Here is an 11,865-nt window from a genome sequence, read left to right as displayed (position 1 = left end):
CGCGTCCGCCCCGCCGGGCTGGCTGCCCGCCGAGGTCTCGTCCCTGGACGGCCGCCCCGCCCTGACCTGGCGATGGTTCGGCCGGCGGCGGCTGACCGAGCCCTTCTACGCCGACGATGTGATGCTGGCCGGCTATCGTCCCCTCAACCGCCTGGCCCGGCTGCGCACGCCCCTGCCCGCCCCGGACGATCGACCGCCCCGCGCGCCGGACGGCCTGATCTTCCACATGTCGCGCTGCGGCTCGACCCTGGCGGCCCAGATGCTGGCCGCCTCGCCGGCCAATGTCGTGATCTCGGAGGCGCCGCCCCTCGACGCGGTGCTGCGGCTGGAGGTCGATGACGCGGCCAAGGTCGAGAGGCTGCGGGCCATGGTCGCGGCCCTGGGCCAGGCCCGCGCCGGCGAAACACGCCTGTTCCTCAAGCTGGACTGCTGGCACGTGCGCGACCTGCCGCTGTTCCGCCGCGCCTTTCCGGACACCCCCTGGATTTTCGTCTATCGCGACCCGGTCGAGGTGCTGGTCTCTCACCTGCGCCGGCGGGGCGTGCAGATGGTCCCCGGGCTGGTTCCGTCGGCGCGGCTGGGCCTCGACACGCCCACGGCGCCGGACGCCGACTACTGCGCCCAGGTGCTGGCCGCGCTGTGCGAAGCGGCCGCAAGCCACTACCCGGCGGGCGGCGGGCGGCTGGTGAACTATCGGGAGCTGCCCGAGGCGCTGCTGACGAAGGTCCTGCCGCATTTCGGCTTCACGCCCTCGGACGGCGAAGCCGCGACGATGCGCGCGGCCGGGGTTCGCGACGCCAAGGCCCCCGACCGGGACTTCGTCCCCGACGGCGCGGCCAAACGGCGGGAGGCCGGCGACGACCTGCGGGCGATCTGCGAACGCCGGGTGGGCGAAGCGTATCGGCGGTTGGAGTCGTTGCGGACGGCGGAGAGCTGACCGTCGGAGGGAACGGCCCTAAGCCGCCTCGGCTTCCCGCGCCTCGACCATCTTCAGCAGCGACTCCATGGCGTGGTCGCGCACCCCGTCCTCGCGCAGGTGCATCACCAGGTCGCGCAGATAGTCGATATTGCGGCCCGACAGCCCCGTCGCCCCGGCGATCAGTTCGGCCTGCTGGTCCAGGGTCAGCGCGCCCGCCCATTGGCCGTGCTTCATGTCGGAGAGGAAGACGAGGGACCTCACCTTGCCCCCGTTCTCACTAGGGGCGCCGTCGATCTTCAGGTCCGACCAGGCCTCGAAATAGGTCTCGGTCGGCTGCTCGCGTTCGCGCAGGTAAGCGTAGACCTCGGCCCACTCCGCCCCGGCCACGCGATAGGCGACGCCGCGCACCGCGCCGCCCGGCGCCAGGCCCAGCACCAGCCCGGGCCGCTCATAGGTGCCCCGGTGATGCACCGAATAGATGCAGAAGGCCCGGCGTCGCCCATGGAGCAGCGCCGTTCTTCGCTCTATGAACGGGAACCCGGGCCGCCACATCAGCGATCCATATCCGAACACCCAGCGGTCTTCGCTGCTCACAACGCTCATCACTGTTCCCGACCGGAGCCGCTCATTCCATGACCCATAACGCCGCCGCCCAGTCTCGCAAGCCCCGGCGTCGCGGTCTGCTGGCGCCTTTCATCATCCTGGCCATCGTCGCCATCGGATGGAGCATCGGCTGGCTGTGGCTTCGCAACCAGGCCGAACAGCGGATGGACGCCGCCGCCCTGTCGCTGAAGTCGCGAGGCTACGACCTGTCGTGGGAGACCCGGACCTTCAGCGGCTACCCGTTCCGGCTGGACGTGACCCTGATCAACGCCCGCGTCGCCGAGCCGTCCGGCTGGGCCCTGCGGGCGCCCGAACTGAACGGCGAGGCCAACGCCTACACCATCGGCCACTGGGTGGTCGTCGCACCCCAAGGCGTGATCATGACCCGCCCGATCAACGGCGACGTGGCCATCACCGGCCAAGCGCTGCGCGCCAGTTTCGCGGGTTTCGACCAGTACCCGCCGCGGATCTCGGTCGAGGGGGCCAACCTCGTCTTCACCCCGGCCGCCGACGCCGCGCCCTTCCCGCTGCTGTCGACGGCGGGCCTGCAGTTGCACGTCCGCCCCGGCCCCGACGACCAGGGCGCGATCTTCTTCGAGGCCAAGGGCGCCAAGGCTCGCTTCACCGGCCTGATGGGCCGCATCGCCGCGGACCGGACCGCCGACCTGATCTGGGATTCCAAGATCAGCAAGGTCAGCGCCCTGCACGGAACCAGCTGGGCCGACGCGGTCGCCGACTGGTCGGACGCCGGGGGCGCGCTGACCGTGCAGCAGGGCAGGCTGAACGCCGGCGAGGCGCTGCTGGAAGCCAAGTCCGGAGCGTTGATGGTGGATGACGACGGCCGCCTGCAAGGCGCGCTCGACGTCACGGTCCGCGAGGTCCCCACGCCCGGCCAGGCGCTGAAGAGCCCGGAAGCCGCCGCCGCGGCCATCGCCCAGGCGTTGGGCCGCGACCCGACCCTGTCGGCCAGCCTGAAGTTCGAGAAAGGCCGCACGCGCCTGGGTCCGTTCGACACGGGGCCCGCGCCGCGGGTGTACTAGCCCGTCTGGTTTACGCCGCCGCAGCTTCGATCGGCTCGATCGACGCGATGTCGTCGGCGAGAGCTCGCTTGGCCGTCTCCAGATCGTAGCGGGTCTGGAGATTGAGCCAGAACTGTGCGGTGGCCCCGAACAGCTTTTCCAGGCGCAGGGCCGTATCGACCGTCACCGGCGTCTGGCCGCGCACCAGCTTCTCGATACGCGGCCGCGCGATGTGCAGACGCGTCGCCGTCTTTCCCGGCGAAAGGCCGAACGGCCTGATGAATTCCTCCAGCAGAATCTCGCCCGGATGGACCGGGGCGAGCGGATCTGCGGAGCTAGCGATGCGGGCTTGCATTCGCTCCTCCTTCCCTCGGCTTCTATCCGCACCAACGCTCCGGCAAGAGCATCAGTGGTAGTCTATAAACTCCACGTCGGCTGGTCCGGCATCCGTCCACCTGAAAACCAGTCGAAACTGATCGTTCACGCGGATCGAATGCTGTCCTGCCCGATCGCCCGAAAGCGCCTCCAGCCGGTTGCCCGGAGGAACGCGCAGATCGTCCAGCAAGGTCGCCGCTTGCAGCATCTCCAGCTTTCGCTTCGCCGGACGCAGCAGATCGGAAGGAAAACCCTTCCCGGGATTGATCCCGTCAAAGATCGCCTTCGCCCGCTCGTCCCTGAAGCTCTGGATCGCCATTCGCGTCGCCCATCCTCGACGTCAAAACGTATCGCGTTGCGACACGGATTGCAATCGAAACGTGTCGCAACACGACACATCACGATATCAAGCTGGCCGCGATCAGGGCAAGAGGCGGCCCGTCTGGCGTCTCGGCGTGCTGCGAGATCGTCCAAATAGGGAAAGTTCTTGCCGACGACCTGCCCTATTGCGCCTCCGGCGGCAAAGTCTATGGTCCGGCCTCCAATTTCGGGGACAAATCATGGGTAGCGACGCAGGCGGCGCGACGCCTTCGCTGGACGAGGTCCGATGGCGTATCGACGCCATCGATGGTGAGCTCCTGGCCCTGCTGGACGAGCGGGCGGGCCTGGCCCGCGCCGTGGCGGCGGCCAAGCAGGCGGCCGGCGACACCGGCTTTGGCCTGCGCCCCGGTCGCGAGGCCCTGATCGTCCGCAAGCTGCTGGCCGCCCCCCGCACCGCCGCCAGCGACGCCCTGGTTATCCGGATCTGGCGCGAGCTGATGTCCGACAGCCTGACGCGCCAGGGCCCCTATCACCTGACCGTCTGGGGCGGCCCCAACCCCGCCCGCGCCGTCGAGTTGGCTCGCCTGCGGTTCGGCGTGGCCCCGCCCATGACCGTGGCCGCCACCGACAAGGACGCCCTGGCCGCCGCCAAGACCCCGTGGGGCGTTGGCGTCCTGGCCCTGGCCCCGGACAGCGCCTGGTGGGGCCGCCTGCTGGCCGAGCCGAAGCTGAAGATCTTCGCCGCCCTGCCCTGCCTGGAAAGCTGGGGTCCTCAGGTCGCCTTCGCCGTGGCCGAGGTCGAGGTCGAGCCGACCGGCGGCGACCAGACCTTCTGGGTCACCGACAGCTCCAAGAGCGCGGCCGCCATTATCGAGGCCCTGTCCACCGATGGCGTTGCGGCCGAGCTGGTCGCCGAGGCCGGCGGGCTGAAGCTGTTTTCGCTGCTGGGCTTCTATCAGGCCGGCGACGAGCGCCTGGCCCGCGCGCCCGGTTCGCTTACGGGCGTCATTGGGGCTGCGCCCACCCCGTTCGACGTTTAGCCGTCGCGCCACGGCTTCGCCCGCAGCGCCCCCTCGTCCTTCGACAAGCTCAGGATGAGGGCTACTGACAGGCCGCTTCAATGGAAATCCTCATCCTGAGCTTGTCGAAGGACGAGGATTTCGGGCCAAAAGTTAGACGTCGCGGTCCGACGACGTGTAAGAAGACCGCCTCTTCGTTCCCCGAGTTTGCTCGATGACCGCTCCGACCACCGACCGCTTCGCCGCGCCGCGCCCCACGCCCAAACCGGGCATCCTCGACATCGCCGCCTATGTGGGCGGCAAGTCGAAGATCGAGGGCGTCGCCCATCCGGTGAAGCTGTCGAGCAACGAGAATGTCCTGGGCAGCAGCGACAAGGCCAAGGCCGCCTATCGCGACGCGGTCGATCGGATGCACATCTATCCCGACGGCAAGGGCTCGGCCCTGCGCGCCGCCATCGCCGCTCGCTATCACTTGGAGGTCGAGCGCATCACCCTGGGCGACGGCTCCGACGAGATTTTCGCCCTGCTGAACCAGGTCTATCTGGAGCCCGGCGACAACATCATCCAGGGCGAGCACGGCTTCGCCGCCTACGCCATCGGCGCCCGCGCCTGCCAGGGCGAGGTCCGCTTCGCCAAGGAGCCGGGCCAGCGCGTCGATGTCGACGAGATCGTCAAGTGCGTCGACGAGCGCACCCGCCTGGTGTTCATCGCCAACCCCGCCAATCCGACCGGCACCTGGCTGACGGGCGAAGAGATCCGCGCCCTGCACGCCGCCCTGCCCCCGTCGGTGGTGCTGGTGCTGGACGGCGCCTATGCCGAGTTCTGCACCGACCCGCGCTTCGAGGACGGGCTGGACCTGGCCCGCACGGCCGAGAACGTCATCGTCACCCGCACCTTCTCCAAGCTGCACGGCCTGGCCGCCCTGCGCGTGGGCTGGGGCTATGGGCCGGCGGGGATCATCGACCCGCTGGAGCGCATCCGCCCGCCGTTCAACACCTCGATCCCGGCCCAGGACGCGGCCATCGCCGCCCTGGCCGACACCGAGTTCCAGCAGCGCTCGATCGCCCTGGTCGAGCAGTGGCGCGCCTGGCTGACCCAGCAGATCGGCGGCCTGGGCCTGGAGGTCACGCCGTCGGCAGCCAATTTCGTGCTGGTCAACTTCCCCCCGACCCCAGGCAAGACCGCTCTGGAGGCCGAGGCGTTCCTGGCGTCAAAGGGCTATCTGGTCCGCGCGGTGGCCAACTACAATCTGCCCAACGCCATCCGCGTGACCGTGGGCCTGGAAGAGCACAACCGCGCCGTGGTCGAGCTCCTGCGCGAGTTTTTGGCCCGATGAGCCACCCTGGGATCCTCTATCCGAAGATGACCGTGATCGGCTGCGGCCTGATCGGCGGCTCGATCATCCGCGCGGCTCGCGAACACGGCGTGGTCGGCCAGGTCACCGTGGCCGACGCCAGCGAGGCCCACCGCGCCCGCGTGAGCGAACTGGGCCTGGCCGAGCACGTGACCGGCGACATCGCCGAAGCGGTGAAGGACGCCGACCTGGTGGTGATCGCCACGCCGGTGCTGTCGACGCCGGAAGTGGCGGCCGCCCTGGCTCCGCACATGAAGGCCGGCGCCACCCTGACCGACGTCGGCTCGACCAAGGCCAATGTGGTCGAGGCGTTCAAGGCGCTGGACCTGTCCAAGGTGTTCGTCATCCCCGGCCACCCGATCGCCGGCACCGAGCAGTCGGGCCCCGACGCCGGCTTCGCCGAGCTGTTCGAGAACCGCTGGACCATCCTGACCCCGGAAGAGAAGGACGACGAGGCCTACGCCGCCGCCGTCGCCAAGCTGTCGGCGTTCTGGCGGACCTTCGGGGCCCAGGTCGAGCTGATGGACGACAAGCATCACGACCTGGTGCTGGCCGTCGTCAGCCACCTGCCGCACCTGATCGCCTATACGATCGTGGGCAGCGCCGCGGACCTGGAGAACGTCACCGAGAGCGAGGTGATCAAGTTCTCGGCCTCGGGTTTCCGCGACTTCACCCGCATCGCCGCCAGCGACCCGACCATGTGGCGCGACATCTTCGTGGCCAACAAGGACGCGGTGCTGGAGATGCTGGGCCGCTTCACCGAGGACCTGCAGGCCATGAGCCGCGCCATCCGCTGGGGCGACGCCGACACCCTGCACGCCCACTTCACGCGCACCCGGGCCATCCGGCGGGGGATCGTGGCGGCGGGGCAGGAGAGCGCCGAACCGAACTTCGGCCGCGACCGCGGGAAGCACTAGGGGGCGCCCCCGTGGGCGCCGGACGCGCCAATGTCGCCGCGCGCCGAAATATCGCCGCAACATGCCGCGCAGATGGTCGCCCAAGGGACGCACCTCGAAGGACACCATATGCGCAGCAAGATCGCCGCCCTCGCCCTGACCACGCTCGCCGCCCTCTCGGCCGGCTCGGCCCTGGCTCAGATGCCGTCGCCTGGAAAGATCCATAAGACCTGGGACAAGAACGCCGACGGCGTCGTCGACAAGGCCGAGTGGGTCGCCGCGGGCCGCAAGGAAGAACGCTTCGCCCGGGTCGACGCCGACAGCGACGGCAAGGTCACCCTCGAAGAGCTGACGACCGCCATGTCGAAGATGAAGGCCCGACGTCAGCAACAGGGCGACGCGCCGTCGACGCCGCCTGCCGACCACTAGGGCGCCGCGCTTTCGCATACGGGACGCCGCCCGGTCGAGAGACCGGGCGGCGTTTCACGTTGGACCTATTGGAACAGCTGGAAGATCACCGAGCTGATGACGCCGCTGGCGACAGACGTCAGGACCACGTCGTTGTTGACGCGGACGTACTGGTAGCCGCGCGGCGGGGCGTTCAGACCATAGTGGCGATAGTCGACCTGATAGGCCCGCCCGCGATAGTTGGCCGGCAGCTTGTCGCCGCGATGCCATTGGCGGGCCTGGTAGCCGCGCGGCGGCTGATAGCGCCCCGGGGCCTTGTAGCGCTTGCTGGCGTGGCGCTCGTAGTTGTTGTTGTCGCCGCGCTGGTCATGGCGATCGTTGTCGTGACGGCCCTGGTCGTTGCGACCTTGCTGGTGATGCTGGTCGGGACGCTGCGGGCCGGGCTGAGCGGCGGCGACGCCGGCCGAAGCCACGATGGACAACGCGACCGCAGCGGTCAGGAACTTCTTCATGGCTTTGTCTCCGTACCGGCGGGTCGCCGCATTGGCGACCTCGTCCAGCCGTAATGGTTATGCGCGTCGCCGACTGAGCCGGGACTGAACGTCAGTCGTGGCCAAGGTTCATCGGATCGACACCGCGCGACCGCAATCGGTGATGCTGCGACGAAAGCGGGGCCGCTTGCTTGCGGCCCCGCCTCTAAGTTTCAGGGTGGAAATCCAGCGACCGGCCGGATCATCCGGATCTCAGGTGATGTGCTTGGCGCTGGGCGGGTCCGACGCCGGGAAGCTCTCTTCCAGGCTCTCGTCGATCAGCGCTTCCTGGCGGTCTTCGGCGATTTCCAGGTGCTCGGCCAACTGGTCGGGCTTTTCGCCTTCCGCCAGCGGCTCGACCTTGCGGCTGGACGGGGTGTTCTCGGTCTGGAAGGCCTCCTTGACGTCGGTCTCGGAGACGCGGTCCTCGGGATGGCCGGGCTGGCCAAGGTCTTGAGCCTGGGAGAAGTCGCCCAGCACGCCGGGGCGCGAGCCGTCTTGCGGCGCTATATTGTCAGCCATTTGGTATGTCCTTGGGTTAGGCCTCATAAACGGCCGCGCCCGACATCACGTTCCATGGCGACGGTTAGCGTGCCCTCAGCTCGGTCAGCTCCCAGGCCTCGCCCACCTTGCGGAACTTGAACGCCACGCGCGCGCCGGGGGTGATCGGCGCCTCGGCCAGGATGTCGCCATAGGCCTGGAACGCGGTGCGGCCGGGAGCCAGCTTGGCCGCGCTCGCGCCCTCGTGATCGAGCGTTACCTGTTGGCCGTCGAGGACCGCGATCACGCCCGTCGAATCGTACTCTGGACCCGTCGCAAGCGCCGCGGACGTCGCCGCAGGGGCCTGGGAGGCCGTCTTCGCCGGCTTGCCCGGACCGCAGGCAGCGAGCGCCACAACCAGGATAATCACCGATAATACGTTTATTTTCATGGTCTTATCGAAATTGTTGATTCAAGAGCTTGATCCGAACCCGTCACACATACAGGGTTTTTTGCCGCAGGTGCGAAATCGATCACGAATGTGGTAGCGAATTTGTGATCGAGGTTTTACTCTAAGGGAGCCGGTGCCTCTCCACGCCGGTTGTCGAGAAACGCCAGACCGCCCAGCAGAGCGCGCCGATCCTAGCGGATATCCTTCCCTAGCGACCCTGGCGCGCCCCGCGACTCTTGCGCCTCTCGAAAGCTCTGCGGAGAGGCCCGGCCTCGGACGACCCGAGCCGCCCGAGACGATGGACCTGATGAGCGAACGCGGCGCCTTCTTCGATCTGACCTCCTCGCGGAGCGTCGCCTACGACACGGCAGTCTCGACGAGCGATCGGGTCGAGATCCCCGTCGACGCGCCCCTGGCCATGCCGGTCCAGCCGCTCGCCTTCTGGCAAGGCGAGGCCAAGCCGGTCGCCACGGCGAAGGAGAACCTGGCCCTGCGCCGTTGGGGCGTGTTCATCGCCACCGCGATCATGGCCTTCGCAGGCTGGAAGGCCACCTACGCCACCATCGCCCTGGGCGGCGTGACGCGCCTGGAAGCCGTCTGCCTGACCCTGCTGGCCCCGCTGTTCCTGGCCTTGGCCCTGTGGTTCTGCACCGCCGTGGTCGGTTTCGTCGTCCTGCTGGGCAAGCCCAAGGATCCGCTCGGCATCGACGACAGCGCGTCCTCGCCCATGCCCAAGCCCAAGGCCCGCACGGCCATCCTGATGCCGGTGCACAACGAGGACGCCGCCGAGGTGTTCGCCCGCCTGCGCGCCATGGACGCCTCGCTGGCCGAGACCGGCAACAGCCGCGCCTTCGACATCTTCATCCTCAGCGACACCCGCGACGCCGGCGTGGCCCTGGCCGAACAGGCCTGCTTCGCCCGCTTCCGCCGCGAGGCCAACAGCCACGTCTTCTATCGCAAGCGCACCCAGAACACGGGCCGCAAGGCCGGCAACATCGCCGACTGGGTGGCCCGTTGGGGCGGCGACTACGAGCACATGCTGGTGCTGGACGCCGACAGCCTTATGACCGGCGAGGCCATGGTCCGCCTGGCCGACGCCATGGAGCGCCATCCGCGCGTGGGCCTGATCCAGACCATGCCGATGATCATCAACGGCCAGACGATCTTCGCCCGCACCCTGCAGTTCGCCACGCGTCTCTACGGTAGGGTTGCGTGGACGGGCCTGGCCTGGTGGTCGGGTTCGGAAAGCAGCTTCTGGGGCCACAACGCCATCGTGCGCACCCGCGCGTTCGCCGAGACCTGCGGCCTGCCCAGCCTGGACGGCCCCAAGCCGTTCGGCGGCGAGGTGATGAGCCACGACGCCCTGGAAAGCGCCCTGCTGCGCCGCGGCGGCTGGGGCGTGCATCTGGCCCCATATCTGGGCGGTTCGTATGAAGAGAGCCCCTCCAACCTGCTGGACTTCGCCACCCGCGATCGCCGCTGGTGCCGAGGCAATGTGCAGCACATCCCGCTGGTCGGCCTGCCCGGCCTGCACTGGATGAGCCGCCTGCACCTGGTGATCGGCGTGCTCAGCTACGTGCTCTCGCCGCTCTGGTTCGTGGCCCTGTCGGCCGGGGTCATTTCGCGCCTGCTGATGCCCGAGCTGAAGAAGGCCGCCTTCACCATGGCCGACCTGCAGGCCGCGGCGCACGCCCTGATCGACTGGCGCGAAATCCAGGCCACGGCCTGGGCGATGATCATCACCTTCGTGCTGCTGTTCGGCCCCAAGATCCTGGGTTCGATCCTGGTCTTCTCGCGTCCTAACGAGATCAAGGGCTTCGGCGGCCGCCGCCGGATCCTGGCCGGCCTGGGCGTCGAGATGCTGCTCTCGGCCCTGGTCGCCCCGATGCTGATGTTCACCCAGACCCGCGCCCTGATCGAGATTCTGGCCGGCCGCGTGGGCGGCTGGGCCACCCAGCGACGCGACGCCGACAAGGTCACCGGCAAGGAGGCCTTCGCGGCCATGGGCTGGATCAGCATCACCGGCCTGGCCCTGGCCGTGGCCTTCTGGTTCACGCCCGATCTGCTGACCGCCACCCTGCCGATCCTGGCCGGTCTGATCCTGGCCGTGCCGCTGACCATGCTGGGCGCCCACAAGATCGCCGGCCTGGGCGTCAAGGCGAACGGCCTGTTCATGACCCCGGAGGAGCGCCGTCCGCCGGCCATCGTCCGCGCGGCCCTGGGTCCGACCTGCGAGCCCCCCGCGTGCTGGTTCAGCCATCAGCCAGCGCCGACCCTGGTCGCCGAAGAGACCGCGGAACGGAACGCGGCCTAGAGCCTAGGCTCTAGCTTCAGACACTCCGAGTGTGGCGGACGCCGAAGCCGGCGGCCACTTTCTGCCGCCACACGCCTGCGCTCAGGCGTTTAGAAGCCCATAGCGTCTGGTCCCCTGCTCCTGGCCGGAGTAGAAGCGCGCTTCATTCAAGCCAAACGGAGCGTCCGCCGTGTCGCGCCTCTTCAGCGCCTATGTGATCGTCGACTGGAGCGCGGCGGCCAAGCCGACGACGGGGGCGGACTCCGTGTGGATCGGCGTGATGAAGCGCGACGTGCGGTTCCGGCTGACCTTCGAAAGCTTCAACCCGCCCACCCGCCAGGAGGCCGAAGCCAAGCTGACGGCGATCCTGGACGACCTGAAGAAGCGGGGCGAGCGGGCCCTGGTCGGTTTCGACTTCCCGCTGGGCTTCCCGCGCGGCTTTTCCCAAGCCCTGGCGCTGAAGGGCGACCAACCCTGGCGCGCGGTCTGGGACCAGTTGGCCAAGATGGTCAAGGACAAGGCCGACAACACCAACAACCGCTTCGGCGTCGGCTCGGAGCTGAACCGCCGGCTGACCGGCGGGCCGTTCCCGTTCTGGGGCGTGCCGCCCAAGGACACGCTGACGACCCTGCAGCCGAAGAAAACCCGCGAGCACGGGCCTGACGACCTGCCTGAGTTCCGGCATGCGGACCTGGCGGCGAAGGGCGCGGCCTCGATCTGGAAGCTCTATTACAACGGCTCGGTCGGCGGCCAGGCGATCGTCGGCATTCCGGCCGCGCGCCGCCTGAGGGACGCTCGCGGCGACGCCGCCAGGGTCTGGCCCTTCGAGACCGGCTTCAAGGCCCTGACCGAGGCCGACCTCGAGGGCGTGCAGGTGGTGATCGCCGAGGTCTATCCCTCGCTGGTCAAGGCCGTCCCCGCCCCCGGCGAGGTCAAGGACGCCGCCCAGGTGCGCGCCCTGGCCGAGCACTTCGCCAAGCTGGACGAGGCCGGCAAGCTGGCCGCCCTGTTCGGGCCCAGCAAGACCGCGCCGGCGGACGTTGTGGCCGATGCTGAGACGCAAGAGGGCTGGATCCTCGGGGCTTCTATCTAGGGTGAAAACCCCCTCAGTCGCTCCGCGACAGCTCCCCCTGAGGGGGAGCATCCAGCGCGATCAGATCCTCCCCCTTTGGGGGAGGTGGCCCGGAGGGCCGGAGG

General features: G+C 68.8%; 14 protein-coding genes. 8 read left to right on the top strand and 6 right to left on the bottom strand.

Going from position 1 to position 11,865, the window contains the following annotated elements; genetic code table 11:
• A partial coding sequence (locus tag WAL33_RS17210) for an aspartyl beta-hydroxylase (RefSeq protein WP_422182747.1) occupies positions 1-937 on the top strand: 937 nt, incomplete at its 5' end.
• Positions 938-955: 18 nt separating this feature from the next.
• On the opposite strand, the gene WAL33_RS17205 is transcribed toward WAL33_RS17210, so the two are convergent.
• Positions 956-1,522 (bottom strand): gamma-glutamylcyclotransferase, encoded by a 567-nt coding sequence (locus tag WAL33_RS17205; protein WP_422182746.1) that lies wholly within the window; start codon positions 1,520-1,522, stop codon positions 956-958.
• 29 nt (positions 1,523-1,551) lie between these two features.
• Here WAL33_RS17205 and WAL33_RS17200 point away from each other — a divergent pair, with 29 nt between their 5' ends.
• The gene (locus tag WAL33_RS17200) at positions 1,552-2,562 is read left to right on the top strand and encodes a DUF2125 domain-containing protein (RefSeq protein ID WP_422182745.1); all 1,011 of its coding nucleotides are present in this window, start codon (positions 1,552-1,554) and stop codon (positions 2,560-2,562) included.
• 10 nt (positions 2,563-2,572) lie between these two features.
• Here WAL33_RS17200 and WAL33_RS17195 read toward each other — a convergent pair whose 3' ends face one another.
• Both WAL33_RS17195 and WAL33_RS17190 read right to left on the bottom strand, forming a co-directional pair.
• The gene (locus tag WAL33_RS17195; protein ID WP_422182744.1) at positions 2,573-2,896 is read right to left on the bottom strand and encodes a HigA family addiction module antitoxin; all 324 of its coding nucleotides are present in this window, start codon (positions 2,894-2,896) and stop codon (positions 2,573-2,575) included.
• 51 nt (positions 2,897-2,947) lie between these two features.
• Positions 2,948-3,235 (bottom strand): type II toxin-antitoxin system RelE/ParE family toxin, encoded by a 288-nt coding sequence (locus tag WAL33_RS17190; RefSeq protein ID WP_422182743.1) that lies wholly within the window; start codon positions 3,233-3,235, stop codon positions 2,948-2,950.
• Positions 3,236-3,476: 241 nt separating this feature from the next.
• Here WAL33_RS17190 and WAL33_RS17185 point away from each other — a divergent pair, with 241 nt between their 5' ends.
• The 4 genes from WAL33_RS17185 (at position 3,477) to WAL33_RS17170 (ending at position 6,935) form a co-directional block, all read left to right on the top strand.
• Complete coding sequence (locus WAL33_RS17185) at positions 3,477-4,277, top strand: chorismate mutase (RefSeq protein ID WP_422182742.1); 801 nt, start codon at positions 3,477-3,479, stop codon at positions 4,275-4,277.
• Between the two features lie 193 nt (positions 4,278-4,470).
• The gene (gene hisC / locus WAL33_RS17180; RefSeq protein ID WP_422182741.1) at positions 4,471-5,592 is read left to right on the top strand and encodes a histidinol-phosphate transaminase; all 1,122 of its coding nucleotides are present in this window, start codon (positions 4,471-4,473) and stop codon (positions 5,590-5,592) included.
• On the top strand, positions 5,589-6,527 hold the full coding sequence (locus WAL33_RS17175) for a prephenate/arogenate dehydrogenase family protein (protein ID WP_422182740.1): 939 nt from the start codon (positions 5,589-5,591) through the stop codon (positions 6,525-6,527). The genes hisC and WAL33_RS17175 overlap by 4 nt, the downstream gene beginning before the upstream one ends.
• Before the next feature lie 108 nt (positions 6,528-6,635).
• A complete protein-coding gene (locus WAL33_RS17170) occupies positions 6,636-6,935 on the top strand; it encodes an EF-hand domain-containing protein (RefSeq protein WP_422182739.1) in 300 nt (99 codons plus the stop codon).
• Between the two features lie 65 nt (positions 6,936-7,000).
• Here WAL33_RS17170 and WAL33_RS17165 read toward each other — a convergent pair whose 3' ends face one another.
• From WAL33_RS17165 to WAL33_RS17155, 3 genes are all read right to left on the bottom strand, one after another.
• Positions 7,001-7,426 carry an RcnB family protein gene (locus WAL33_RS17165; protein WP_422182738.1) on the bottom strand — a complete coding sequence of 142 codons (426 nt, stop codon included), beginning with the start codon at positions 7,424-7,426 and terminating at the stop codon, positions 7,001-7,003.
• 231 nt (positions 7,427-7,657) lie between these two features.
• Positions 7,658-7,966 carry a hypothetical protein gene (locus tag WAL33_RS17160; protein WP_422182737.1) on the bottom strand — a complete coding sequence of 103 codons (309 nt, stop codon included), beginning with the start codon at positions 7,964-7,966 and terminating at the stop codon, positions 7,658-7,660.
• A 64-nt stretch (positions 7,967-8,030) separates the two neighbouring features.
• Positions 8,031-8,231, bottom strand: coding sequence for a copper-binding protein (locus WAL33_RS17155; RefSeq protein WP_422182736.1), 201 nt, complete (start codon positions 8,229-8,231; stop codon positions 8,031-8,033).
• A gap of 451 nt (positions 8,232-8,682) precedes the next feature.
• On the opposite strand from WAL33_RS17155, the gene mdoH reads away from it, so the two are divergent.
• Together mdoH and WAL33_RS17145 are read left to right on the top strand one after the other, a co-directional pair.
• Positions 8,683-10,689 carry a glucans biosynthesis glucosyltransferase MdoH gene (gene mdoH / locus WAL33_RS17150; protein WP_422182735.1) on the top strand — a complete coding sequence of 669 codons (2,007 nt, stop codon included), beginning with the start codon at positions 8,683-8,685 and terminating at the stop codon, positions 10,687-10,689.
• Between the two features lie 169 nt (positions 10,690-10,858).
• Positions 10,859-11,761: a cobalamin biosynthesis protein CbiG gene (locus tag WAL33_RS17145; protein WP_422182734.1), complete on the top strand. Its 903-nt coding sequence runs from the start codon at positions 10,859-10,861 to the stop codon at positions 11,759-11,761.
• Positions 11,762-11,865: the final 104 nt, after the last annotated feature.

Source organism: Caulobacter sp. (assembly GCF_049283275.1).
In the GTDB taxonomy this organism is placed as follows: domain Bacteria; phylum Pseudomonadota; class Alphaproteobacteria; order Caulobacterales; family Caulobacteraceae; genus Caulobacter.
This window is presented reverse-complemented; position numbering and strand designations above follow the sequence as displayed.